Annotated in this window: 23 protein-coding genes; 7 read left to right on the forward strand and 16 right to left on the reverse strand. The window is 53.7% G+C overall.

Annotated elements, in window-relative coordinates; genetic code table 11:
- Positions 1-59 precede the first annotated feature (59 nt).
- The 6 genes from L6H98_RS10830 to L6H98_RS10855 form a co-directional block, all read right to left on the reverse strand.
- On the reverse strand, positions 60-518 hold the full coding sequence (locus L6H98_RS10830) for a DinB family protein (RefSeq protein WP_236415000.1): 459 nt from the start codon (positions 516-518) through the stop codon (positions 60-62).
- Positions 519-701: 183 nt separating this feature from the next.
- Complete coding sequence (locus L6H98_RS10835; protein WP_236415001.1) at positions 702-1634, reverse strand: YwqG family protein; 933 nt, start codon at positions 1632-1634, stop codon at positions 702-704.
- A gap of 235 nt (positions 1635-1869) precedes the next feature.
- A complete protein-coding gene (locus L6H98_RS10840; RefSeq protein WP_236415002.1) occupies positions 1870-3150 on the reverse strand; it encodes an ammonium transporter in 1281 nt (426 codons plus the stop codon).
- Complete coding sequence (locus L6H98_RS10845) at positions 3147-3566, reverse strand: hypothetical protein (RefSeq protein WP_236415004.1); 420 nt, start codon at positions 3564-3566, stop codon at positions 3147-3149. The genes L6H98_RS10840 and L6H98_RS10845 overlap by 4 nt, the downstream gene beginning before the upstream one ends.
- Before the next feature lie 430 nt (positions 3567-3996).
- Positions 3997-4500, reverse strand: coding sequence for a GNAT family N-acetyltransferase (locus L6H98_RS10850; protein WP_236415006.1), 504 nt, complete (start codon positions 4498-4500; stop codon positions 3997-3999).
- A 116-nt stretch (positions 4501-4616) separates the two neighbouring features.
- Positions 4617-5699 (reverse strand): peptidoglycan DD-metalloendopeptidase family protein, encoded by a 1083-nt coding sequence (locus L6H98_RS10855; RefSeq protein WP_236415008.1) that lies wholly within the window; start codon positions 5697-5699, stop codon positions 4617-4619.
- A gap of 225 nt (positions 5700-5924) precedes the next feature.
- Here L6H98_RS10855 and L6H98_RS10860 point away from each other — a divergent pair, with 225 nt between their 5' ends.
- The 3 genes from L6H98_RS10860 (at position 5925) to thrS (ending at position 10905) form a co-directional block, all read left to right on the forward strand.
- Positions 5925-6692: a response regulator transcription factor gene (locus tag L6H98_RS10860; RefSeq protein WP_236415378.1), complete on the forward strand. Its 768-nt coding sequence runs from the start codon at positions 5925-5927 to the stop codon at positions 6690-6692.
- The gene (locus L6H98_RS10865; RefSeq protein WP_236415010.1) at positions 6689-8464 is read left to right on the forward strand and encodes a HAMP domain-containing sensor histidine kinase; all 1776 of its coding nucleotides are present in this window, start codon (positions 6689-6691) and stop codon (positions 8462-8464) included. Before L6H98_RS10860 ends, L6H98_RS10865 begins: the two co-directional genes overlap by 4 nt.
- Positions 8465-8919: 455 nt before the next feature.
- The gene (thrS, locus tag L6H98_RS10870) at positions 8920-10905 is read left to right on the forward strand and encodes a threonine--tRNA ligase (protein WP_236415012.1); all 1986 of its coding nucleotides are present in this window, start codon (positions 8920-8922) and stop codon (positions 10903-10905) included.
- A 15-nt stretch (positions 10906-10920) separates the two neighbouring features.
- Here the strand turns inward: thrS and L6H98_RS10875 are convergent, their stop codons facing one another.
- The gene (locus tag L6H98_RS10875) at positions 10921-11784 is read right to left on the reverse strand and encodes an SDR family oxidoreductase (RefSeq protein ID WP_236415014.1); all 864 of its coding nucleotides are present in this window, start codon (positions 11782-11784) and stop codon (positions 10921-10923) included.
- Positions 11785-11909: 125 nt separating this feature from the next.
- Between L6H98_RS10875 and L6H98_RS10880 the strand changes: the two genes are divergently transcribed.
- The 3 genes from L6H98_RS10880 (at position 11910) to L6H98_RS10890 (ending at position 14525) form a co-directional block, all read left to right on the forward strand.
- Entirely contained in the window at positions 11910-12455 is a 546-nt protein-coding gene (locus L6H98_RS10880; RefSeq protein ID WP_236415016.1) for a hypothetical protein, read from the forward strand.
- 59 nt (positions 12456-12514) lie between these two features.
- Entirely contained in the window at positions 12515-13252 is a 738-nt protein-coding gene (locus L6H98_RS10885) for an MBL fold metallo-hydrolase (RefSeq protein WP_236415017.1), read from the forward strand.
- Between the two features lie 184 nt (positions 13253-13436).
- Positions 13437-14525 carry a Xaa-Pro peptidase family protein gene (locus L6H98_RS10890; protein WP_236415018.1) on the forward strand — a complete coding sequence of 363 codons (1089 nt, stop codon included), beginning with the start codon at positions 13437-13439 and terminating at the stop codon, positions 14523-14525.
- A 118-nt stretch (positions 14526-14643) separates the two neighbouring features.
- Here L6H98_RS10890 and L6H98_RS10895 read toward each other — a convergent pair whose 3' ends face one another.
- Together L6H98_RS10895 and L6H98_RS10900 are read right to left on the reverse strand one after the other, a co-directional pair.
- Positions 14644-15372, reverse strand: coding sequence for a queuosine precursor transporter (locus L6H98_RS10895; RefSeq protein ID WP_236415019.1), 729 nt, complete (start codon positions 15370-15372; stop codon positions 14644-14646).
- Between the two features lie 277 nt (positions 15373-15649).
- A complete protein-coding gene (locus L6H98_RS10900; protein WP_236415020.1) occupies positions 15650-17047 on the reverse strand; it encodes an L-cystine transporter in 1398 nt (465 codons plus the stop codon).
- Between the two features lie 336 nt (positions 17048-17383).
- On the opposite strand from L6H98_RS10900, the gene L6H98_RS10905 reads away from it, so the two are divergent.
- Positions 17384-19084: a methyl-accepting chemotaxis protein gene (locus tag L6H98_RS10905; protein ID WP_236415021.1), complete on the forward strand. Its 1701-nt coding sequence runs from the start codon at positions 17384-17386 to the stop codon at positions 19082-19084.
- A 214-nt stretch (positions 19085-19298) separates the two neighbouring features.
- Here the strand turns inward: L6H98_RS10905 and L6H98_RS10910 are convergent, their stop codons facing one another.
- From L6H98_RS10910 to L6H98_RS10940, 7 genes are all read right to left on the reverse strand, one after another.
- A complete protein-coding gene (locus L6H98_RS10910) occupies positions 19299-20876 on the reverse strand; it encodes a cobyric acid synthase (RefSeq protein WP_236415022.1) in 1578 nt (525 codons plus the stop codon).
- Between the two features lie 30 nt (positions 20877-20906).
- Positions 20907-21806: an adenosylcobinamide-GDP ribazoletransferase gene (gene cobS, locus L6H98_RS10915; RefSeq protein ID WP_236415023.1), complete on the reverse strand. Its 900-nt coding sequence runs from the start codon at positions 21804-21806 to the stop codon at positions 20907-20909.
- Complete coding sequence (gene cobU / locus L6H98_RS10920) at positions 21803-22363, reverse strand: bifunctional adenosylcobinamide kinase/adenosylcobinamide-phosphate guanylyltransferase (RefSeq protein WP_236415024.1); 561 nt, start codon at positions 22361-22363, stop codon at positions 21803-21805. The genes cobS and cobU overlap by 4 nt, the downstream gene beginning before the upstream one ends.
- Positions 22360-23445: a nicotinate-nucleotide--dimethylbenzimidazole phosphoribosyltransferase gene (cobT, locus tag L6H98_RS10925; protein WP_236415025.1), complete on the reverse strand. Its 1086-nt coding sequence runs from the start codon at positions 23443-23445 to the stop codon at positions 22360-22362. The genes cobU and cobT overlap by 4 nt, the downstream gene beginning before the upstream one ends.
- Positions 23446-23511: 66 nt before the next feature.
- On the reverse strand, positions 23512-24309 hold the full coding sequence (locus L6H98_RS10930; protein ID WP_236415027.1) for an ABC transporter ATP-binding protein: 798 nt from the start codon (positions 24307-24309) through the stop codon (positions 23512-23514).
- The gene (locus L6H98_RS10935) at positions 24306-25352 is read right to left on the reverse strand and encodes an iron chelate uptake ABC transporter family permease subunit (RefSeq protein WP_236415029.1); all 1047 of its coding nucleotides are present in this window, start codon (positions 25350-25352) and stop codon (positions 24306-24308) included. The genes L6H98_RS10930 and L6H98_RS10935 overlap by 4 nt, the downstream gene beginning before the upstream one ends.
- Positions 25349-26299, reverse strand: a complete 951-nt coding sequence (locus L6H98_RS10940) for an ABC transporter substrate-binding protein (RefSeq protein WP_236415380.1) — start codon at positions 26297-26299, stop codon at positions 25349-25351. The genes L6H98_RS10935 and L6H98_RS10940 overlap by 4 nt, the downstream gene beginning before the upstream one ends.
- Positions 26300-26491: the final 192 nt, after the last annotated feature.

Genomic DNA, 26491 nt, shown 5'->3' on the forward strand with positions numbered 1-26491 from the left:
TGAACGAATTCCCCTTTTCCGGAAGACCGGGAACTCCATCCCTCAAAAGACCAAGTTATTCATTGAAGAACCGCCACTTTCTGTTCCTTGCCGGTCAAAGCAAGCATGGTGTACAGCTGCCCCCTATGATGATAAAGGTGGCCCATGATTTCAAGCAGCCACTCCAGACGGCTATACGAGGCTCCCCAATACGATTCCGTTACCTTTAACAGGTCTTCGGTCGTAAATCGGCAGTATCTCAAGTGCAAATATTTCCTGTTATGCAAAAACGCCTTCTTGATCTCGTCGATTGTACGCGGGGAATTCGTTTCATAAAACGATTGCATCTGCGCAAGGGAGGCCCCTTCGGATATGTATAAGTCTGCTCGGCAGATCAAGGACATATGCGACAACAGCTCTCCCAAAGACCGCTTTCCTTCGATCGGAGTCATGGCCAGCTCTTCCTCTGACAGTTGATCGCAGATGTCAAGCAGCGAGTCTATTGCAGCATCAATATGTTTGAACACGGATTCTATCAACGCAAACACTTCCTTTTATTACATTATACAGAACATACGATCGCATAACAATCAAAAATATCCCTCCTTTTTATATAAACAAAATCGCTTCGTTAAACACAAAGCCGGCAAAAAAAGCACCCCTCTCCCGTTAGACGGGATTAGGGGCGCTTTTGTTTCTCATTTCCGCTACGCCGCTGCACATCAGCTGGAATAAATCGAACAGTACGTACGTTCAAAACGGCCTGCCAGCAAATCTTCCTTGCGAATATAGAATTGAAGCTCGCCGCAGTCCCACCACTGAAAGCCGATGCCGTCATGGGTATCCATCTTCAGCAGCAGCAGCGTATCGTCCAACTCGCGTGCTACGCGCTGTTCGTCTCCATCAAAATGCGCCTTCAGCTTGCGCATGCATTCCTGCTCGTTATAATCGTACTCTTCTCCCAACAAAATTTGCAGCAGCGCCTGATGCTCCGCATCCGGATGCTGTCCGTCAGGATACCCGAACATGCCTCCCCAAGTCTGGTCGCTCGGGTGGTTCCAGTCGGATTCGAATTCAATGTACCTGTTAAACAGCTCCTCGCCCGCATCATCCTGACCGGATGACGGAACCGCAAGCGCGTTCAGCGCTTTCGTATCCACATAGGCATATGTAGGTAGTTCAAGATTAGGCAGCACGGTGACGCAGTGGGGCTCGAATTCAGTGTCCAGCGCGGTTTTCCCTTCCGGTGTGCGCCGATTCAAATCTTGAGTATTCGGCTCGTAAATGACACGATGCTCGATATTGTACGCCGGCTCATCCACGCCGATAAAAAAGTATAACATCCCGCGCTCCGGCAAGCTCCCCCGCCCGTTATTCGGCGTATAGGGTGTAAGATCCACCAGATTCAACTGGGCCAAAAAAGTCATCGGAATTCCATCCTTGGTCACCGGCCACTCCATATCGTCCGGCAAATCAGGGTCACCTCCGGCACGCGAGTTCCCGGTTCTCCGGTACTCGTCCGGCGCGTTTGCATCGAGGCGAATTCCCCAACGTCCAGCGGACAACAAAAGATCAGCAGCGGCATCAAGACCGTAGTCCCCCAGCACTTGACGTGCTTTGCGGTTCAGACGCTCACATTGTTCAGGTTTAATCATTATGCTCCTCCTCCTCAGACTCAGACAAAGACATCCCTGGTGAGACGTATTCGGATTCCTACATGTATATTCTGGAGATTGCGTTTTTTTCCCTGCCTGGAGCAAAAAAAAGACCAACATCTATGAACTTCTCTATATACGCAGATGTGCCACAAGATTGGTCTTCTGTCAGAGAGCTCATTCGGACATTGGTCTTGGTTTCATTTCATGTATGTTCGGGCGCTATGCCTCGTCTTCAATCGGTCCGCCCGTTCCGATAACCGATAATATGTTCCTCTCCGTCCAGGAATTCATGCGACTGGTGAGCAGCCATGACGCCATGGTAGCTGATGTCCAGTCCAAGCTCCTCCTCCTCCTCGGTCGAGCGAACGGGAACAAGTTTACCGATCAGCTTCAGTCCAAGCCAGGTCATGATGAATCCCCATAACACCAAGGCGACTAGACCCAATGCCTGTACGCCAAGAAGCTTCCAGCCTCCGCCTGTAAAAAGGCCGCCTTCCGTGGCAAACAATCCGACGGCAATCGTGCCCCACATGCCTGAAACGGCATGGACCGGAAAAGCGCCCACCGGATCGTCGATCTTTCGCCGATCCAGCCAATTCGTGGCCGCCATCATAAGCAGGCCGGAGACCGCGCCGATCAGAATGGCGGCCAGATCGCCAACGAAAGCGCACCCTGCGGTTATGCCGACCAGCCCGGCAAGGGAGCCGTTGATGACCGAAGGGGCATCAGAACGGTTATAGCGGAACAGCGTGTAGAGCAGCGTTGACGCCCCGCCTGCCGCTGCGGACAGCATCGTCACGATGGCAATATGGCCGATGCGCACGTCCGTGGCGCTCAGCGTGCTGCCGGCATTGAAGCCGAACCAGCCGAACCACAGCAGAAACGCGCCGACGGAAGCCAGCGGCAAATTGCTCGGCAGCGCGATGGCACTTACGCCCTGTGCCGTATATTTGCCTTTGCGCGGGCCGATGATCATTGCTGCCGCCAGTGCCGAGAACCCGCCCAAGGCATGGATGACCGCCGAACCCGCAAAATCCTGCATGCCGAGGCTGCTCAGCCAGCCTCCGCCCCAGGCCCAATGGCCGCCGATCGGATAGATCACTGCGGTCATCAGAATGATGTACAGCAGATATGCCCTGAAATGGATCCGTTCAGCCACCGCACCGGACACGATGGAAATGACTGCAATCGTGAATGCTGCCTGAAACAGCCAAAATGTCTCCAGCGATACAGGAACTTCCAGGTGAGAAAGATCCCCGTTCAGGAAAAAACCGGTGATACCCACAATGCCTCCGGCATCCGAGCCGTACATCAACCCGAACCCGATCGCATAGAACAGCAGCGTGCCGATCGTAATGTCAGCAAACACCTTCATAATAATGTTCACGCTGTTTTTATATCGGACAAAACCTGCCTCAAGCAGGGCGAACCCGCCCTCCATAAGCAGTATCATGGCCGCGCTGAGCACGACCCAAATCGTATTAAGGCCCGAGCCCAATATCTCTATCGTCATGCCTGTGCATCCTCCGTTTCCCTAAGCTGCAGAATTTCTCGGATCAAGTCGGGAGCAAGCTCGATTTCGTCCCGCTCGATGATGTCCGGATGCGCGATTTGCCGGGCAATTCGATCCAGTTCGCGGATGCGCCGTTTGATTTGTTCCATCTTGCGGAACCGTTCCTTCACCTGTACCATATATTCGACAGCCTGGTGATGGGAGGCCGGCCGGCCCGTAAACCACTTGCGCACAGGAGAGAGGGATTGGTAAGCTATTTCCTCGGCCCGCCGTTTCTGTTCGAATTGCTCGATTTTAAGCTTGAGTGAGTCAATCTCATTTTCCTTTTTGACCTTAAGCCTTTCGATAAGGTACAATAAATCGGACGATGATATTTGCAATGCTGTATGGTGGTATACCTCATCAATTACTAACATGTCATGTCAGAACTCCTCACATATCAAGTCACTTGCTACCGATTATAAAATGCATAGACCTTACCGTCAATCTTTTTTTAGAGATGGTTTTTTGTCGTTCCATGATTTTCTTGGATTTTTATATATCAAGCAGCACTCACTACAGGTAACAAGGTGAAATCGATGCTATATTGCTTTGCGTTTTGAGATTGCCCATAACTGCTCAAAATCTTCCACTTCAGACCGACCGCATAAAAGCTGACATACCTTCTCCCCTGTACTCTGTTTAAAGGCCTGAAAAACTCCAACATAGCTTGCCTGTGATTCGTTAGGAACGGACACATCTAACCTGTTTAACAAAGCAAATTCAGCACACGCAAAAAAGGCCACCGATCTCGGCGACCCTTCTTCCATGTTTATTTATCAACACCCCTCAGCGAGGGTGTCCTGGTTAAATCTTTTTGCCCAGAATCGCCAGATCCCGCTTCACGCCGTCCAGCACGGCAACCTCGGGATAATAACCCCACTGTTCAAAACCATACTTGCGAAGCAGTCCCAGGCTTGGCTCATTATGGCCAAAAACAAAACCGAGAATCGTTGTAATGCCCAATCCAGGGCATGCATCAAAAACCGTGTTCAACAACCTGCCGCCAGCACCCAGACCACGGCTTTTCTCGTCCACATATATGCTAACCTCAACCGTACCATCATACGCCGGGCGTCCGTAAAACGAACTCAGGCTTGCCCATGCGACGACTTCACCATTGTGCTTCATTACCCATAGGGGGCGACGATCAGGGGTATGCTCCTCGAACCAAGGAATGCGCTGTTCTACCGTCACAGGCTCCAAATCGGCCGTGACCATACGGCTCTCAATGGTCGAATTATAAATCTCCACGATCCTCGGCAAGTCCTCAAGGCGCGCATATTCAATCTGCGCATGTTCCAGCTTCATCTCTACTCCTCCATCGTTCCAAATCAAACCTCTGATTATAGAGGATATTATAACGGAGAAAAGAAGCCGACGTCACCCTTAATCATCGGGACAGTGAACAAACGAATTTATCGAATTTACTCGGGCAGCCCCTGCACTGTGTTTCCCCGGGTCATCTGCTGACTCTGGTCTGCCCAACGAATGTTGATTGAACGAGAGGTAAACAGATCCGGACCGTCCGATACCTGAAAATGCAGATGAGCTTCACTGGAGTTGCCCGAGTTGCCAAGCTCGCCAATCTGGTCTCCCTGCTTGAGCTTATCTCCTTTTTTGACCGATATGCTGCCTTCCTTGATGTGTGCGGTGATGCTGTATTCTCCATGTCCATGGTCGATGACCACATAATTGCCCGCAGGCTCCTCAGCATTCATCACGCCCGGCGAGTTATCGGGAATATCGTTCTTGACTTCAACGACAGTACCGTCTGCAGCCGCGTACAGCGGCTCACCAAAAGCATAGTAGTTCTCGTTTACCGCTGCATCACCTTGATAACTTAATTGATCTTTCGTGCGCACGATATCCAGCGCGTAGCGCTGTGTTTCATGCTCATAGTGGTAGTTGGACAAAACGTTGTTGCCTCCCCAGAAAACAAACCACTCCCCCTTTAACGGGAAGTGAAACTCAGTTTTGGTAAATTTAACGTCGGTATCCTCATGGGTTTCCAGCGGCAGAATGACCAAGCCAGCAATCTGGTTGTCCGCTGTAAAATTCACCCGTACCCCTTTGACCCCTGCCTTGTCCATCCAGGCACACTCCGTTAAATGGTCTATTTTTGCATCGACTACCTGATCCCAAGATGTCACCCCCTCCAGAAAGCTTTCGGCAGACGCCTTGAACTGATTCAAGGTTACGACTTCCTTCATTTCAGGGGTAAACTGGCTATAGATTGCGTCCTTCGAACCGTTCATCAGTATATCTATGAAATTGTCTGGCGTTACCATGGCGTCCCCTCCCGGATTTGCAGTCTGTTCCTGATTGATTTTTTCACTTGATTCATTCGGCCTGGATGTCTGTTCAACTGTTGGCTGCTCCGCCTGTTCGACCTGTTCGGACGTTACCGAATGACCGCAGGCAGACAAAATCAAACAACCTCCAAGCGCTATGGCAACCAACCCCCGGCTCTTGCCGTTCTTCGGGTACCCTTTGCACAACAAGTTCATTGAGCTTGCAACCTTCCTTTCCGCTAATCAATCTACGTTTACGTTAAGTGTACAAAATGAATCTTATCCTTCGTCTAACTCTTCCTTACATCCAGCTAAACTCGTCACGCTTCCGACGTTTCATAATTAAGGTTCCGTTAAGACAGGAGGCAGCCCAAGAGGTCTTCCGAATGGTATGATTAGCAGTAAACGTCTTGAAAGTACGAGGAGGTCATTCATTCCATGATGAATCATGTCTCATTACTGCTTGTGGATGACGAACAAGCTATTCTGCATATGCTCAAAACCGTTCTGCTTAAAGAGCAGTTTCTGGATATCGATACCGTAACGACAGGCGAAGCCGCATTGGAAGCATGCAGCAGCAAGACCTATCATTGCATCGTGCTGGACATCATGCTCCCCGGCAAAAGCGGGCTGGAAATCTGTCCTTTTCTGCGGCAGGTCACCGATGCTCCCATCCTGTTTCTAACAGCCAGAACCACCGATTATGACAAATTAACCGGGTTCGCCGTCGGGGGCGATGATTACGTCATCAAACCGTTCAACCCTCTCGAAGTGGTGGCCCGAATCAAATCATTATTGAAGCGATACTTACCTTCAAAAACAGCAGCCATTCCGGAGCAAGGCAAAGGCAATCCTGACGCAATTACGTCATCTCCCGACATTCCGGAGGGAGTGTATGATTTTGGACGATTTCAGGTGCTCGAACTGGCTGGCGAGCTTCAGGTTGAAGGACAAGCGGTATCCTGTCCGGCACTTGTTTTTCAACTGCTGCTCTTTTTTTGCAAACATCCCAACCGCATCTTCACCAAATCGGAACTATATGAACGGGTATGGGGCTCGGAAGCCATAAGCGATGATAACACCGTTATGGTTCATATCCACCGCATTCGGGAGCGGATCGAAGCCGACCCTTCCAATCCTGTGTTTCTCGTCAATGTCCGCGGCCTGGGTTACAAACTGATTCAGTCGGACAACGGATCTCGTCCATGAGCATTCGCCGCAGGTTAATGACCCGATTTATCGGAATGCTTGCCGGGACGGTCCTTCTTATTATCCTGCTTGGTTCATTGGCCACGTACTGGGTCGTGCAAAAAGTAAATGAAGTGAATCTGGTCGATGATTTTGCCTACAGTGGTCTTGACCAGTTGATCGACACCGCAGAGTTTATGCCGGATGGTACGATAAAGTATGATCCCAAGCTGCTGGAACAGGTCGACAAAAATCAAGGATGGCTGCAAGTCCTGGACGAACAGGGCTACGCCATTGATGATTACCACACCCCGGCCGACGTGCCTGCTCACTATAAACCGGGAGAATTAATTGCATATTGGGAAGCCCAAAAACCGTTTCCTTATCAGCTCACCATCCTGATCCGTGAGAAAAACGGAAAGAACTTCACCCTGTTATACGGCGAACGGAATTCGGCCAGAGCCTTGCTGGATCAAATACGGCCAGATCATTCCTACACTAGCGGGAAGCTGGTTCTCAAACCCGATGCGCAGGAACTCATTCATTCCGCCAACGCTCACCTTCAAGTATTGGACGCGAGCGGACGCGAGCTCGTCTCCTATAACAAACCGGCCATGGGCGTGCCCAGCCAATACAGCCTTCAGCAATTGATTCTGCTTGTCCGTTATCCCAGTCGATCAGGCATATCCATGGCAACCTGGTACGATGAACAGAATGAAACCACCTGGCTGATCGGCGTACCCGGCGACTCATCATTGCCAGGCGACCAGAACCCCTACAATTTCATATTGGAGCCCACTTTGATCGTCTTGATCCTGTCCGTCATCGTTTTACTCATGTTGCTTGCCTTTTGGTATGCAAATCGTTTCGGTTCCCCCATGCTGCATATGCTCCAATGGCTGCAGCGCCTGGAGCGGGGACATTACGAAGAACCCACTGGAGCCTTGGGAGTGCCCCGGAGCCAACGCCGCAACGGAAAGTGGAAACGAAAATACCGCGTGTATGCTGAAGTGCTTCACTCCATGCAGGCTTTGTCCCATACGTTGAAGCAAGATGAAGAGCTTCGCAAACAAACCGAGTCGCTGCGGGAGGAATGGATTGCCGGCATCACGCACGATCTCAAGACCCCCCTCTCCTCCATTCAGGGGTATGCCCATATGCTTGAGGCAGAAAAGTATAACTGGACCGAGGAGGAAGTCAAGGAATTTGCGGGGATCATGCTGGATAAATCCATGTATATGGACAGGCTTGTGAATGACCTTGCAATGACCTATCGATTGCGCAGTGGGGGGTACCAACCTGACGTGGAGAATACTGACGTAAATACGTTGCTTCATGATCTCATCCAGCGCGCTGAACAAAACCCGGCATACGGGGAGGATCGTATCACATTCCAACCTTCCGACGTGCCTGTGCATGGCCTTGTGCATATCCCTTCGTTCGAACGAATCGTGGATAATCTGACTGCCAACGCCCTTCTCCATAATCCGCCCGAGACCAAGCTCGTCGTTACTGTGCATCCCGGAGAACAAACAGGTGCATTCAGCATCCAGTTTGCCGATGATGGACGAGGCATGGAACCGGAGACGGTATGGAAGCTGTTTGAACGTTATTATCGCGGTACGGACACAGGTACATCGGATGTTGGATCAGGTCTTGGCATGGCGGTAACCAAAGGGTTGATCGAAGCAATGAAAGGCCGGATCGAGGTACAGTCCGCTCCTGATGAGGGAACGATCATTTGGTTAATATGGGACGAAAAATCAAAAAACAAATCGAACCTTGCCCCTTGACCTTTCCTTTTTCAGTCTATATAATCGACACTCAATAACACCTGTTCCAAAAAATTGAACCACATTCATCCCATGACCGACTTCGTCATGACCTGAATATATGGCAATGACCGGAGACATGATTTCGATTGCGTGCTGCCCAGAGAGAGAAGGGATTGGTGAAACCTTCTTCAGCGAACGGATCGAAGTTACCCCTCCGCAGCCGCGAGCTTGAACCCCGGCCTTTCTTCCGGAGCCTTCCGCAAGATCCAGCCGGCCGCCAGTAGAGTTCGCCGTCTGATCCCCGATAACGGATCCAATGAGGGTGATGAATAGACCTTGCTTGCGGCGGCTGGCCGCGGCGGGAGTTCATTGCCGAATCAGGGTGGAACCACGAGCCGAGCGCACTCGTCCCTTTTTCCGGGACGGGTGTTTTTTTGCGCTTCCAATTCTAAAAAAATGGAGTGTGTTTCCACATGAGTCATTCACAAAAACAAGGCAATTCCGCCAGCCATTCACCGTCTTCGCTTTCTTCCAGCCCATCAGAGGGCCGCATCGAAATTTACCTCAATCAGGCCGAGAGTCGCGTCTTTGAAGCAGGCGTTTCCGTCGGGGGCGTGGCCGCTTCCATCAGCACAAGCCTGGGCAAACAAGCCATCGGCGGGATCGTCAATGGTCAACATGTCGACCTGGACTATGTCTTGGCGCACCAGGATCGACTTGAAATCGTAACCTTGGACAGCGAAGAAGGACTTCGCCGATATCGGCATAGCACAGCCCATGTGTTAGCCCAGGCACTGAAACGTCTTTATGGCGCAAGCCAAGTTAAATTGGGTATCGGTCCGGTAATTGAAGACGGATTTTATTATGACATTGATCTGGATCAAACGTTGTCCGTAAGGGATCTGGCCGATATCGAAAAGGAAATGCACGCCATTGTCCGGGAAAACCTGGACATCAAGCGCCGCGTGCTGGATCAGGAACAGGCCCTCCGCTTGTTCGAGGAACAAGATGAGCCTTATAAACTGGAGCTGATTCGTGACTTGCCCGCAGATATAGAGCTGTCGATTTACGAACAGGGAGAATTTTCGGATCTGTGCCGGGGACCGCATCTGCCTTCGACTGGCCGGATCAAAGCCTTCAAATTGCTGAGCGTGGCGGGGGCATACTGGCGGGGCAGCTCGGACAACAAAATGCTGCAGCGCATTTACGGCACTGCTTTTCCGAGCAAGGCCGCGCTGGAGGCCCATTTGGAAATGCTGGAGGAAGCCAAGAAGCGGGATCACCGCAAGCTCGGCAAAGAGCTGGAGTTGTTCATGTTCTCCGAGGAAGCGCCGGGGATGCCCTTCTACCTGCCCAAAGGCATGACGATCCGTACTGAATTAGAGCAATTCTCGCGCGAACTGCAGCTGCAGGCCGGATATCAGGAAGTTCGCACGCCATTGATGATGAACAACAGGCTTTGGGAACAATCCGGCCACTGGGATCATTATAAAGACAACATGTATTTCGCGGACGTGGACGATGACACATTTGCCCTGAAACCGATGAACTGTCCGGGTCATATGCTCATTTTCAAAAATCAACTGCACTCGTACCGCGAATTGCCCATTCGCCTGATGGAATTCGGCCAGGTGCATCGCCACGAATTCTCGGGAGCGCTGAACGGCATGATGAGGGTGCGCACATTCTGTCAGGATGACGCCCACCTCTACGTCCTGCCGGAGCAGATTGAAGACGAGATCAACCAGGCGATTTCGCTGATCGGGCGGATGTACGACATTTTCGGCTTCGATTACGCGATCGAGCTGTCCACAAGGCCCGAAGATTTCATGGGATCGCCCGAGCTGTGGGATCAAGCCGAACAAGCACTGCGAAACGTATTGGAACGCCGCGGCGTGAAGTACCGCCTGAACGAAGGAGACGGCGCCTTCTACGGCCCCAAAATCGATTTCCACATCCTCGATGCGCTGAAGCGCAGCTGGCAATGCGGGACGATCCAACTGGATTTCCAGATGCCCGAAAAATTCGACCTGAGCTATGTCGGCGAAGACGGCCAGAAGCATCGTCCAGTGGTCATCCACCGTGCGATCTACGGCTCCATCGACCGCTTCATCGGCATACTGACAGAACATTATGCCGGCGCATTCCCGCTGTGGCTGGCTCCCGTTCAGGTAAAGCTGCTCCCGGTGTCCGACCATTATGCAGGCTATGCCATGGAAGTGCTGCAGCGGCTGCGGGGAGCCGGCATTCGGGCCGATGCGGATTTGCGCAGCGAGAAGCTGGGTTACAAACTGCGCGAAGCGCAGCTGCAAAAAGTGCCTTATTCGCTTATCGTAGGTGAGCAAGAGAAGCTGGCATCGGCGGCCTCCGTCCGCATTCACGGGCAAGGCGATCAAGGCATGCAAGACATCGATGCCGTCATTCAGCAGATTCAGGCAGCCGTTCGCGCCAAAGCCTGATACGCCGCCGCACGGTTACAGCCGTTCTTCCGGCCCAAGGCCAACTTGCTGCTCGCTCCATGTCCAGAAGCGTTCGGCTTCCGCATCATTTAGGACGTGGGGCTTCAGCTCCTGTTCCTTTTCGCGGTAGAAATAAGCGCCAGAAATGCCCTGGACATCCGGGCTTGTTGCCAGATAGATCGCCGTTCTGGCCCCCTCTGCGGGCGTAAGGAAAAAAGGCAGTTTGCCCATAAAAGCCATGATGCGTGTGCCGAATCCGGTGTTCCGATTCACGCCGATGCTTGTGCCTACCGCGCCGGGATGCAGGCTGTTCGCCGTAATCCGGGTATGCGACAGCTTCCTGGCCAGGATGCGCGTGAACAGAATGTTCGCCAGTTTGGACTGGGCGTAACTCTTGATTGGATTAAACCCTTGGCGCAGATGGGGATCGTCCCAATGGATTTTGCCCGCCTTATAGGCACCGGAGGAAACATTGACGATCCTTCCCTGTTCCGCGGCCTTAAGCGGTTCGATGAGCAGCAAGGTCAGCAGAAAATGCCCTAAATGGTTGATGCCGATGCATCGTTCGAAGCCATCCTTCGTTTCTTCGCGCTTCGTCATGACTACGCCCGCGTTGTTCACCAGCACGTCAAGGGTGTCGTAGCGTTCGCGGAAGCCTCGGGCAAACCGGCGAATGCTATCCAGCGATCCCAGATCGCACAGCATCAGCTCAATGTGGGTGGAGCCGGATTCGCGCAATGCTTCCTGAAGCGCCTGTCGGCCCCGCTCTTCGCTGCGGCAAGCCATGACAACGCGGTAGTTTTGTTTGGCCAGTTCAATCGTGGTCGCGAGTCCCATGCCGGAATTGGCACCGGTGACGATCGCCGTTTTTATGGACATGATTCGTTTACCTCCTGACCCCGAAGGTCTTATCGATTTGGCATAGCTTTATGCGGGATAGGCATTCGTAAGAACAATATGAGATAATGGAAGCATCGCATCCGGTTCATATGGGAGGACATGACATGCTGAGCAAAGAACAATTCAAAAAAATCAAAAAAGAAGCCAAGCTTGAGTTGAAACGACTGGAAAAGGAATACGCAAACCTGCGGCATACGGCCGAATCCCCCTTGTCTGCACGACAAGACGATTGGACGAACGAAGAGCTCCGAGAAATGGCCCGAAGACGTTTGCATCGCAGATATGCTTCCATCACCATCGAGTGCTGTACCATTGTCGAACACATGCTGCATGAGTTGTACCAGCAATCGTACCAGCAGCCTTTCAATTCGGTCCAATTGATGAAAACTCCTGCCTACCGTTCCCGATCCAACATCGAGATCCTTCAGGCCGAATTGAAAAAGCAGCATATCTCCCCGGTACCGAAGCAGGAGTCGGAACGGCCGGATGAAGCCATCGTCCAGGTGTTTCAGTTGAGAAACAAGCTGATGCTTGAACATTTTGAATTCGCTGCGGTCATGAAAGATCACCACGATGCCTCCCGAACCCTGGAGTGGATTCTCGATACGATGAAGGCATACAGGAAACAATTGAAATACCGGCCGGCATAACCGACGGCAGACTATAAACCTAACCAAGGAGGTGTGCCGGACCCCGCTCCGGAGAATCAATGAACAAACCCATTCCATCCCTGACCGTGCTTCAACTTCATATTCCTACTCCGGCAGGCCTCAATCCGATCCATCCTGTCCTGCTGCGCGACAATGACGGAATTACGCTCATCGATACGGGCATGATCGGACAATTCGCGGAGCTGCAAGCTGCGCTGGAACTGGAAGGCGTGCAGCTGTCGGATATCAAACGCGTTATCATTACCCATCAGGACATCGATCACATCGGCAACCTTGGCGCTCTGCTGGACGCCGTTCCCGGCTTGGAAGTGTTGGCACATGCGGAAGAAGTCCCTTACCTGAACGGCGAATTGCCGTTGATCAAATTCACGCCGGAACGCATAGCACTGCTACCTGCACCGATAGCCGAACTCGCTGATCAGCTGCTTGCGCAGCTGCCCGAAATTCAAATCTCCCGCGTCCTGCAGGACGGGGACATACTGCCGCTTCAGGGCGAGGACGGGATTCAGGTCATCCATACGCCAGGACATACGCCAGGGCACATCTGCCTGTATGTTCGCGATCAACATCTCCTTCTGGCGGCCGACGAACTCCGGGTGGTGGACGACGAACTGGTCGGCCCTGCGCCGACGGTTACCCCGGACATGCCTGAAGCGCTGCGCAGCTTGAACCGCCTGACTGGCCTCAAGCTGGACAAGGTACTGTGTTATCACGGCGGGGAATATACCCAAGACCCAAGCGGGCGCATCAAAGCTCTGGCCGAGGAAGCGCGGTAATCACCGCTTCGGCCAGACGATTTTATACGAATCGATCCGCGCATCTGCCGAAGAAGCCAAGTCCTCTATGGAGGGCTTGGCTTCTTCGCATAGTGCCGCCTCCCATTGAAAGCAACTATTTGGGAATTTTGCGAACATCTCTTATAATAAAACGATGTACATATGAAAGGTGGACGTTCTAATCATGACATCAACCCCATTATCCCGCCTGGAAGCCGATCTGTCGGCGAACGGCCTTGACGCTGTCCTGATCACTGATCCGAAGCATATTTATTATTTGACCGGCTTTGCAAGCAATCCGCATGAACGCTTTCTCGGCCTGGTGCTCGCCCGCGGCGAGGAGCCGCTGCTGATCGTGCCTGCCCTGGATGCGGATGCCGCATCAGCCGCTTCTTCGGTCAAAAACATTGTAACGCACTCGGACACGGACAATCCATATCACCTGCTGCAACGTTATCAAGGCAGGCTGGAACGGATCGGTCTCGAAAAAGAATACGTGACGGTATCCCGTTACGAGCAGTTGGCCGCCGCTCTCGGCTCGGCCCGCTTCGAAGACGTCGGTTCGCTGCTGCGCGCGCTGCGCGTGAAGAAATCGCCGGAAGAAGTGGCCCGGATGCGCCATGCCATTCATCTGATCGAAGAGGTGCTGCGCCAAGGTCTCTCCCACGTACGTGCAGGCGTTACCGAAATCGAGCTGGTCGCCGAGATGGAATATCAAATGAAGAAACTGGGCGCCGACGGCCCATCCTTCGACACGATGGTATTGACCGGTCCCAAAACGGGACTGCCGCACGGCACGCCGGGTGACCGTAAACTGCAGCACGGAGACCTGCTGATGTTCGATATGGGCGTATATGCCGGGGGTTATGCATCCGACATTACCCGTACTTTTGCCTTTGGCGACATCTCGCCGGAGCTGAAAACCATCTATAATACGGTGCTTGCAGCCAACGAAGCGGCCATTCGTGCCGTGAAACCCGGCATTACCTGCGCGGAAGTGGACCGTGCCGCCCGCCAAGTCATCGAAGAAGCAGGATACGGCGAACGGTTTATGCACCGCGTAGGACACGGTCTCGGCATCGACGTACACGAATATCCATCCCTGCATGGACAGAACCTGGACATTCTGCAGGAAGGAACGGTGTTTACGATCGAGCCTGGCATTTATGTCAGCGCTGGCGGCGTGCGCATTGAAGATGACGTGCTCGTGACCGACGCTGGGGTTGAGGTGCTGACCAGCTATCCGAAAGAACTGCAGGTGCTCACGGACTAAAGCCTGATCGGCCCTTTGACTCACTGGCGCAATCTGCATGCATTTCGCGTCAAATTGAAAAAGTGCCGCAAAACGACCGAATGCGTGGCATTCATCGTCTTGCGGCACTTTTTATGTTTTAGAACATGCGCGTGTCGTTCATGTCCTTGGTTTGAACCGGTGCAACCGGCTCGTCCTTGAACACGAAATTTCTGGCAACGTACAGGAACGGCGTCCCCACGGCGGTCAGCACGAATTTGATGACATACGTCGTCAGGAAAATCTCGATCCATACGTCCCATGTATAGATAAACGCAAACGCGATGGTGCAGAACACCAGCGTATCCACGAAAGAGCTGATGATCGAACTTCCGTTGTTGCGAATCCACAGCTGATTCCGTCCCGGAAACAGCTTGCGCAGCCAGCTATAAAGCCGCACGTCCAGGAATTGGCTGATAAAGTAGGCCGTCAGGCTTCCAAGCGCCAATCGCGGCAGCAATCCGAACAGGATCTCCATCGGTTTCTGGGCAAAATCCGTCGATGCCGGATCAAAGAACAATACCATCTGCATCAATACCGTGGTCATGATCAGCGTAAAAAATCCGAACCACACCGCTTTCCGCGCCTCGCCCGGACCATACCTCTCATTCAACAGGTCGCTGGTCAGGTACATGCTGACATACATCGTATTGCCTAAGGTCAGCACGATCCCCATAATATCGATCGTCTTCGTCACCTGAATGTTGGCAATGACCGTCGCTACGCCGATCCAGGCATACAGCCCTTTTTTGCCGAACAAACGATAACATAACAGGAAAAATCCATAAGTTACGAGAACGAACAGCGCTCCCCACCCTAAATTAAACATACTATTTACACTGCCTTCCTAGTTTTGATTACGCGGGATGGTTACGAACCGCGGCCCTGGCCCCTTTGGCCAAAACATGAATTACTCTAACACATTTCCCCGCTTTTGAACAGGCTTAAATTCATCCAGCCCTTCCCTGCCGAACATCCTTGCGAAAAAAGCCGCCCTTCGGGACGAACCCGAAAGACGGCTTGTTAACCTTGCATTCATACAGCTGCGGTTTAACCTGAACGATGGACGGCCGGTGATGCTGGCCTTCTTTACGGGTTGATCCGGATCAGGCCTGAACGGCCGTGTCCAGATCTTGACCGCGATCGTTGTACGTGTTCTGATCGTTCTCTTTCAGAATTTTGCTGGATACGAGACCGGCGGTCATCGAATCGTTCACGTTCAGCGCCGTACGGCCCATATCGATCAGCGGCTCCACGGAGATGAGCAGGCCTGCGAGTGCAACAGGCAGATTCATCGTGGACAGCACGATCAGGGAAGCGAAGGTGGCTCCGCCGCCTACGCCGGCTACCCCGAAGGAGCTGATGACAACGACGAGAATCAATGTAAGGATGAAATCCCAGCTCATCGGGTTAATGTTCATCGTAGGCGCGATCATGACGGCAAGCATCGCCGGATAGATCCCGGCGCAACCGTTCTGTCCGATCGTTGCTCCGAAGGTCGCCGACAGGTTGGCGATGCCGTCCGATACGCCAAGTTTCTTCGTTTGAGTTTCCACGTTCAGCGGAATCGTTGCCGCGCTGGAACGGGACGTAAACGCAAATACAAGCGTTGGCAGCACTTTTTTCACATACGTGACAGGGTTGAAACCGAAGAGCGAAATAATGATGAGATGAATGATAAACATCACGATCAACGCCACGTAAGATGCGATGACGAACTTGAGCAGCTTCAAAATTTCATCCGGGTTCGTCGTCGCCGTCACCTTTGTGATCAACGCCAAAATGCCGTACGGCGTCAATCGGAGCACCAGCGTAACGATCCGCATGACCACGGCATACACCGCATTGACCATGCTGCGGAACGTTTCCGCCTGCTCCGGTTTTTTGCGATCCAGCCCAAGCACCGCCACCCCGATAAACGCGGAGAAGATGACGACAGCCAGCGTCGATGAACGGCGGGCTCCCGTCATATCCGCGAACGGATTGGACGGAATGAACTCCAGCACTTGCTGCGGAATCGTCTGGTCCTGCACATCCACCAGTCGTTCTTCCATCTTCTGGCCTTGAGCAATCTCTTTCTCGCCGCCCTGAATGTCGATCGCCTTCAGATCAAAGGTGAGGCTGGTCACGATGCTGACGCTGGCCGCGATCGCCGTCGTGATCAATAGAATCGCGATGATGGAAAAGCTCATTTTGCCCAGGTTCTGCTTGCCCTTCAAATTCATGATGGCCGAGATGATCGACACCATGATCAGCGGGATAACGACCATTTGCAGCAATCGAACATAACCCGAGCCGACCAGATTGAACCAATCGACCGATTTGGCGATGACGTCAGAACCGGAAGGGTAGATCAACTGCAGCGCTACGCCAAATACGACCCCGAGCCCAAGTCCCGCAAAGACCCGCTTGGTGAAGGAAATATGTTTCTTTTGCATCCAGATCAGGACGCCCAGAAGAACGAGCATAACCGCTACGTTCAGAATGATTTGAAAAGTACTCATTGCTTGAATCCTCCCTTGAAAAATAATTCATTGCCGGGCAACCCGGCTAAGCTTCATGAAGCGGCGTAATCCATCATACTACAAAACAAACTATTCTGGTAGGTTTTTATTATTTAAATGTAACATGTATGTAATTAATCCCGTTATTTCTGAAAAAAAGTTGAACGCTGATGAAAATTATTGTATTCAACCTCCGGTTAATTATGTAATATAGGTATATCCGCTTATTCCCATGTTGTCCCAACTCAAACTTTAGGCCTCCTTTCATTAGGAAGAAGGTCTTGACCATACGGAAAAGCGTTTGTGTCAAAGAACATGACGTGAAAGGATGATCTTATGTTTCGAAATCGCACCGTTGCCGGGAAAATAAGAAGTACTCTGTTCCTTGTATTGCTGGTTGCTTCTTTGTTGTTCAGCATCAGTTTTTATTTTGTTTCCATGAACATTATCCAAAGCTACGTGATGCCTCAGTTCGACAAGGTGCTGGATACGTCGGTCCATGATATATATAAAAACACGTCGGCCTCCAAACTGTCGCAAATCCAAAGCGGGGGCTCGGGCTCGGACGGCGCAGCGTTAACGGTCGAATCATTCCTGACCCAAAAAGCCAAAGAGCATAATCTGGACGCGGCCTACGTCGTAGCCCTGAAGGATGGCACGGCAACGGTCGTTATCGCCAATACGGCATCGGGTATGAAAACAGGGGATTCGGTCAACGTCGTCAATGCCATGGAAGAGGCGGTGCAGAACAAGGACGTTGCCATCAGCTCCGTATATAACGATGCCTTTGGCGTACATAAAGCGGCATTCATTCCGATCTCGGGCGGTAATATGGTCATGGCCGTGAGCATGGATGCCGAGTTTATCCAGAGCAAGATCTCCCAAATTTTCTGGCTGTGCCTCGGCATTACCGCACTCGTCATCGTTCTGGGATGGCTCATTTCCAGCAGCCTGATCAAAAGAATCACGACGCCGATCATCAAGCTCGTTCAGCACAGCAAACAGGTAGCGCAAGGCGATCTTACGACAGATCTCAACATCAAAGGCAGAGATGAAATTGCCCAATTGGCTGCAAGCTTCCAGGTGATGACCCATAATCTGAAAGAAATGATCAGCCATGCGCTTGCGACTTCCTCCGAAGTCGTCGACGGCTCCAACGACCTGCTGCAGCGGGTCGAGTCCATGTCAGGCATGGTCAAAAACTCCAGCCGCTCTGCGGTGGAAGCCGAGAAAGGCAGTGAGAGCATCGCTTCCAGCGCCTCCGAAAATGCACGGGCCATGGAAGAAATCACGCAAGGCATCATGTATATCGCATCATCGTCTGCCGAGGTTTCCGAACAGATCGGCGATGCGGCCGGCGAAGCCGTCAACGGAAACCGGCTGGCTCAGGATGCGGTCGAGCAAATGGAGCGCGTAGGCCAGACCGCTACCGAATCGCTTCGTTACGTCGAAACCGTGAATGAGCGTTCCATCGCAATCGGTACGATCGTTACCTCGATCTCGGTCATTACGAAACAGATTCAGATGCTGGCTCTCAACGCTTCCATCGAAGCGGCGCGCGCAGGCGAGCACGGGCGCGGATTCGCCGTCGTTGCCGGCGAGGTCCGCAAGCTTGCCGAGCAATCGAAACAAGCCACGGAGGAAATTTCGGATTACCTGGCTACCATTCGGGAAGATGCCGAGCGTTCGGTGAGTGCCATGAATCGCGTGACGGAAGAAGTCGGATCGGGAACGCAAGTCGTGCAGCAGGCAGGGGCCGCATTCAAACAACTGAACGAATTGATCCAAAACGTCAATCTGACCATCCAGAACGTCTCTTCCTCTACCCAACAGGTATCTGCTGGAGCAGAAGAAGTCAGCGCCTCTGTGGAAGAAACGGCACAGATTACGTCGAGGGCCCGTCAGAGCATGCAGCAGATCGCTGCCACGGCGGAAACCCAGCTCAGCGAGATGGATTCCCATGCCAATACGGTTCGTCATCTGCATGAACAGGCTGTCGAACTGCAGGCTGCCATGAAGAAATTCAAAATCGACTAACTCTCTATAAACTCACCCTGTCGGTTCATTGCTGAATCATATGAACCAGTATAGTCGGATATGCAACTATAAACACCCCCATGGGAGGCGCTTGCCTGCAAGGCAGCGCCACCTATGGGGGTGTTTTTTTCATTAAGATTTATATACTTCCGTGCATTTCACATTAAATACCGTTATGATTGCGAGAAAATGATCATGCCCGATCTTCAACCAGTCAGACCTTCTCTCCCATGCCCATGATTTCATAAACCCGCTTCATGTCCAAAGCCGAACGCACCGAGTCTGCGACCCGATCAAATTCCTTTTCCTTCTGCTCCCTGGCGCTATAGGTCTTCTCCAGCGATTCGAGCCCTTTGGCTTCGCGCAGCCCGTTCAGCCAGGCTCGCCGGAAGCGGTCGCTCTCGAACAGGCCGTGAAGATACGTTCCCCACACTCTGCCGTCCTTCGTACCCCAGCCCTCCATGAATGGTTGACCGTCGGCATGTTGGATTTCAAACAATGCGGTGACCTGATCAGGCCGGTTGCATTCAGTGACACCCATATGGATCTCATACCCCTCAACCGGCAATGCGGTATCCGTACTTTCATGGCTCGCAAGCCGAATGGGATGCTGTTCCAGCACCTGTCCCGCTGCCCTTACCGTCTGTTTCCGCTGGAGGAACGTGGTCGACAACGGCAACCATCCGAGTCCCTTTGCTTCCTGTACCTGCCCCGCTTCAACGGCGAACGGGTCCTTGAGATGCTCACCCAGCATCTGGTACCCGCCGCATATGCCTACAAGCTGTCCAGGCTCGCGCGTTACGTGACGGGCAATGGCTTGCTCCAAACCCGATTCGCGCAAAAACTCCAGATCGCCAATCGTGTCTTTGGTGCCTGGCAACAAGATCGCGTCAGGCTGTCCAAGTTCCTCCGGAGAAGTCACGAACCTGACATTGACGTCCGGCTCTTTCGACAAGGCATCAAAATCGGTAAAGTTGGAAATGCGCGGATAACGGATCACTGCAAGATCCAGTTCCTTGTGCTCCGATTTGCCGTGGCGCAGCGAATCGAGCACCACCGAATCCTCGGCCTCGATCTGAATGTCCCTGACGTAAGGCAGCACGCCGAGCACCGGAATGCCTGTCCGCTCTTCCAGCCAGTCCAGTCCCGGCTGCAGCAGGGACAAATCGCCGCGGAACTTGTTGATGATAAAACCTTTGATGCGCTGAACTTCGTGAGGTTCGAGCAATTCCAGCGTGCCCACGATCGAAGCAAACACGCCGCCGCGGTCGATATCCGAGATCAGAATGACCGGGGCATCCGCCCAACCTGCCAGATTCATGTTGACGATATCCCGGTCCTTCAGGTTGATTTCCGCCGGGCTGCCTGCGCCTTCCATCACGACAATGTCGTAAGCCGAACGTAAACGATCAAGCGCCTCCAGCACCGTCCGCTTGGCTTCCGGCAAAAAGTGCTGCCGATAATCCGAAGCGCTCATCTGCGCAAAAGGCACGCCATGAACCACGATCTGGGAATGCATGTCCCGAACCGGCTTGATCAGAATCGGATTCATGTCGGTTGTAGCTTCGATTCCGCAAGCCTCGGCCTGCGCGCCCTGCGCCCGCCCGATCTCTTTGCCGTCGTGCGTGACGTAAGAGTTCAGCGCCATATTCTGCGACTTGAACGGTGCCGGACGGAAACCGTCCTGCTTGAAAATGCGGCACAATGCCGTCGTAATGACGCTTTTGCCCACATCCGAGGCCGTTCCCTGCAGCATGATGACCGGCGCTGTATGTACCTCTTTTTCTACCATCTTTCCCACCCCGGCTTTCATCTTGATCAATCAGTTTGCAAACAAAGTCCAGAACAAGCCCTGCAGCAGGCTTAATACAATCAAAAGCGCCGTCTCCAGCAATTCGTTCATCGCTCCGTACGTATCCCCGGTCAAACCGCCCAATCGGTTGCTGATCCGCCCCGCAACCCATCTGCCGAGCAGGTGGCAAACCAGCGGCAACAGCATGGCGGCAAGCACCGGATAAAGCCACCATGAATGTCCCGACATGCCGCCACCGATCAGGCTATGATGAGGCTGAGTATACCACGCGGCGACAAGCGCAATTAAACCTGCCACAACGGTTAGCCAAGCAGCACGCGCCGTTGCCCGCCGAAGTTCTCTCCGTTCGCCCAAGCCGGCAAACAATACGGCCAAACCGTCATCAGCTCTGGCATTCGGCCAGCCCGATATCGCACATACCATGAACCAACGGCTCCAAATCATGGGCAAAATCAATAGCGGCACGTATGCCCAGCGGCCTTGGGCAATGAAATCGGCCAGCAGCGCCGCTTTCATCATCAACAGCAGCACGCAGGCAATGACACCCATGGCACCGACGCGGCTGTCCTTCATGATCTCCAGCATGCGTTCGCGGCTGCGATAACTGAGCAGCCCGTCCGCCGTATCCATCCAGCCGTCCAGATGCAATCCGCCAGTGAGCCACACCCACAGCGTCAAGGTCAGCACAGCGGCGGGCAGAGCCGGCAGCACTGTGCCGAACAAGGCACCGCCAAGCCAGACGGCAAGGCCGATCGCCGCCCCGACGAGCGGGTAATACACCACGCTTTCCCTTAACAAAGGAGGAGCAAAATCAAGCTGCATCCGGACGGGAAAACGGGACAGAAACTGAAAAGCAGCGGCGGCCGCCTGTTTTTTGCCATATGAATTGGCGCTGCTGCCTTCGCTCATAAGCGGTACTCCTTGCTTTTCAACTCGACGGCAATACCTACGGTAACCAGAAACACCTCGCGGCAAATTGCGGCAACCCGCTGATTCAATATGCCCGCCAGATCCCGGTATCTTCGTCCCAAGGGATATTCCGGCACGATACCGTCGCCGACTTCGTTGGTTACCAGCACAAGCAAGCCGGGATACGCGCGAATCGCCTCTACCAGGGCATCCATTCGTGCTTGCAGTACTGATTCAGGATCATGCTCATGCGCGAGCAATTCATTAGAAAGCCACAACGTCAGGCAATCCACCAACACGGTTGGCGCGGAAGTACCCGCACGGGATTGGCCCATCTGAGAGATCCATTCGGGCAAATCCAGAGGCGCCTCCACCGTATGCCATAAATACCCGGCAGCCTCGCGTTGCTTCTGATGCATGCGGATGCGTTCCCGCATCTCGTCATCATAGGCTTGGGCCGTGGCGACATACCAAGCTTCCGAAGAGCGGTGCATGACGAGACGCTCCGCAAACGAGCTTTTGCCACTTCTCGCGCCGCCTGTCACAAGAACGCTCATCGTGTTCCCTCTCCTTGAGCTGAAGATCCGTCCGAGACGCCTGCGCTTGCAAAGGTAGCCATCTCGTTAAGGATACGGCACGCCGCATCGATCAGATGCAGGCTGAGCACCCCGCCGGTGCCTTCGCCGAGCCGCATGTCCAGGTCCAGCATCGGCTTCAGGTCCAGTTCGCGCAGCAGGGCCGCATGTCCGTTCTCGTGGGATGTATGGGAGGCGATCATGTACTCCTTGCTCAGCGGAGCCAACCGGCTTGCGATCAGCGCGGCTGCCGTAGAAATGAAGCCATCCACGACGACCGGACAGCCATGGGCGGCTGCCGCAAGAATCACGCCGACAAGTCCGGCGATTTCCAAACCGCCTACTTTGGAGAGCACGTCGAGCGGATCGTCGCCGTTCGGCGCATTCAAACTCAGCGCTTGCCCGACCACGGCCGCCTTGTGCAGTACGCCCGCATCATCCATGCCCGTTCCGCGCCCTACCGCCGCAGCAGGAGCAATGCCGGTCAAGGCACATACAACGGCCGCGCTGGCCGTTGTGTTCCCGATGCCCATCTCGCCGGTAACGAAAAGACGCGAGCCTTTTTCAACCTCCGCATGGACCACGTCCACGCCCGTAATGATGGCCTGAATGGCCTGTTCGCGGGTCATCGCTGCCCCTTTGGCCATATTGGCCGTGCCTTTGCGAATGTTCCGCGAAACGAGACCCGGATGTTTCAGGTCTGCATTCACGCCAATGTCAACACACACGACTTCCGCCCCGGCATGGCGCGAGAGCACATTCACCGCCGCTCCGCCCGCCAAAAAATTCATCACCATCTGCGGCGTCACCTCTGCCGGAAACGCACTGATGCCTTCCTCGACAACGCCATGATCGGCAGCCATAACGATGACGGATCTGCGTTCAAACGAAGGGCGCACCTCACCTGTCATGCCAGCGAGCCGAATGACCAGCTCCTCCAGCTTGCCCAAGCTTCCCGGCGGCTTTGTCAGCATATCCACATGAGCTGATGCTTTTGCGGCCGCTTGAGCATCGATCCCTTTGATGTTATTGATGAGCTGCATCAGCAGCTGTTCGTTTTCCATTCCATCCAGCACTTCCTTCTATACTAGAATTAGGACCATGACAGCCCGACTATAATTGCAATGATGCTACTCTGGCTTACGACGCAGCAGCAATTGAGGCAGACCGCTGTCAGGATGCCGGACCATCGCCGGATCGACCCTAAACAGCTTCCGGATGTGATCTTCCGTCATCAGCGCTTCAGGCGTTCCTGCTCCGGCACATGCTCCATCACGCAATGCCAGCATATGATCGCAAAACTGTGCCGCCAGATTCAAATCGTGCAGCACGGCCACGATGGTAATGCGATTCCGTTTACGCCATGCAGACAGCAATTCCATGAATTGCAGCTGGTACTGGATATCCAGAAATGTCGTCGGTTCGTCCAGCAGCAGCAGCCGCGGTTCCTGTGCCATCACTTTGGCCAGCGCTACCCTCTGCCGCTGGCCCCCGCTGAGTGCGTTCAGCGGACGATCCGCCAGTTCCGTCAGCTCCAGCTCAGCAAGCACGCGTTCCACGATGGCATCCCCATCCGCCGAATCGCGTCCCATCCAGTTCTGGTAGGGGTACCGTCCCATCTCCACCACGTCCCTTACAGGATACGAGATCGAGGGCAGCCCGTCCTGCTGCAATACCGCAATCATGCGCGACAGCTCTTTGCGACCGTAAGAGGCAATGTTCCTCCCTTCCAACAGGATGCTGCCCGTATTCGCTTGCTCGGTTCCAGCCACCAGCTGCAGCAGGGTGGATTTGCCGCTGCCGTTCGGACCGACCACTCCCCACCATTCCCCTTCCTGGACGCTCCAGTTCACGTCATGCAGGGCATGATGAGAGCCATAGCTTTTGCTTGCGCCCTTCACTTCGATCAGAGGTTGGTTCCCGCTCACGGCATCATCCCCTTTTGCAGCTTTTTGTTGCGGTGCAGCAGGTAGGCGAAGAACGGTGCTCCCACAAATGCCGTGACGACGCCGAGGGGAATCTCGGTCGGTGCCAGCAAGGAACGGGCAATCGTGTCGGCCCATACCATGAAGATCGCACCGCCTATGGCGGAGAGCGGCACCAGCAGACGGTAATCCGGGCCGACGATCAGCCGCAGCATATGCGGAATGACCAAACCGACAAAACCGATCACGCCCGACACCGAGACGGCCCCAGCCGTCAGCAGCGTACCCACGCCGAGCACCGTCAGCTTCAAACGGTCGACGCGAACGCCGATGTGGGCAGCCTGTCTTTCGCCCAGCGCCAAAATGTTCAATGAACGCGCTTGGCTCCACAGCACGAGCAAACCAAGCAGGAAATATGGGAAAAGGATGGCCGTATACGACCATCCACGCAGTGCCAGACTTCCCATCGTCCAATATATAATTTCGTTAATCGTTTGTTTGGACATGGTGGACAGGAAGGATACGACCGCTCCCAGGAAACTTTGCATCACCACGCCGGCAAGAATGAGGCTGTGCGTCGGGATTTTGCGGCCTTCGCGCGCCAAAGCCAGCACAAACCACAAGGTCAGCACTCCGGTCACGAAAGCAACCAACGGCAGCGTCCAGACGCCGATCAGCGCATATTGCAGGCCGAAAAAGATCAACACGGCTGCCCCCACCGACGCTCCGGACGATACGCCAAGGGTGAACGGGTCGGCCAGCGGGTTGCGCAGTACGCCCTGAAATCCAGCGCCGGCCACGGCCAATGCTGCGCCGACGAGAACAGCGAGCAGTACCCTCGGAAGGCGTACCTTCCATATGATCTGTTCCGCTGCAGTCGTCCAATCCGGAACGATCCGGTCACCCAGCCATGGAATGTGATGCAGAATAATACCTGCAATATGCCGGATCGGCAGCGAGACCGAGCCGATGCCGGTGCAGATCAGCACGGTCAGGACAAGCAGCACCATGCCTGCTGTGCCGAACACTGCAAGTTTGCGGCTCATTGGAACAAGTCAGGATAGACCGCCTTGGCCACTTCCTTCAAGCCTTGGGTCACGCGAGGACCTGGACGAGTCAGCAGATTGGCATCCAAACCGATGACCTGATCGTTTTTGACGGCTGTAATTTGATCCCAACCGCTGCGGGCCTTGATGATTTGATCCAGTGTTTTGGAGTCTTCCACCACGTCGTCCGCGTACAAAATCACATCCGGATTGGCGGCGATGATGTTTTCTTCGTTGATTTCATTCCAGCCTGTCATGTCGGAAGCGACGTTCGTAGCACCGGAAAGCGTGATGATTTCATCCATGAACTCGCCCTTGCCCACAGTCCAGCCTGGGGAGAACTCCACGTACACTTTTTTCTTGTCTTCCGGTTTCACCGATTTGACCGCTTCCGTCACGTCAGCCACATCTTGTTTCATCTGTGCGGCCAATTTCCGGGCTTCTGCCTGACGGTCCGTAATTTTGCCGAACGTTTCGATGTTGTTGATTACGTCATCGACCGATTTCGGGTCTGTTTTGAAAATGGTGATACCCAAGTCGCGCAGCTTTTTCACGGCTTCCTCGCTCATCGAAATCCCCGTTACCACGAGATCGGCATCCGCTGCAATGATCGACTCTTCGTTCGGCTTGGACACGCCGCCCATCTTCGGTTTTGTCGTCGCTGCTTCCGGATAATCGTCGAAATCGGATACGCCCACGATCTGCTCGTCCAATCCGAGCGCGAACAGCGATTCCGTTTCGGCTGGCGATACGGAGACGATCTTTGTCGGCGCCTTTTCAAACGTAAACGACTCGCCCGTTGCATCGGTCACCGTGAGCGGATACTGCGTTTTAAGGTCCGTCTGCGCCTGTTCCTGGGATTGCCCCTGTGCCGGCTGCTGCGTGCCTGCGCCTCCTTCGTTGTTCGTTGTTGCCGCTCCGCATCCTGCGAGAGCGAATGTCAGCATCGCTGCGCTCAGCAGGGACGCCATGCCTTTCCATGTCGTGAATCTCATGATTGGATTCTCCCCTTTTTCTGTGTTTGGTAGATCGAAGACTGTGCTTCCGCCCGTGTCTGTCCCTTGAATGGCCGTTTCTTGAAAAAAAATCCCCGATCCTTGCGATCAGGATCAGGGATAACGTCTCGCATATGGCGACCC

Source organism: Paenibacillus sp. JJ-223 (assembly GCF_927798175.1).
Lineage (GTDB): Bacteria > Bacillota > Bacilli > Paenibacillales > Paenibacillaceae > Paenibacillus > Paenibacillus hubeiensis.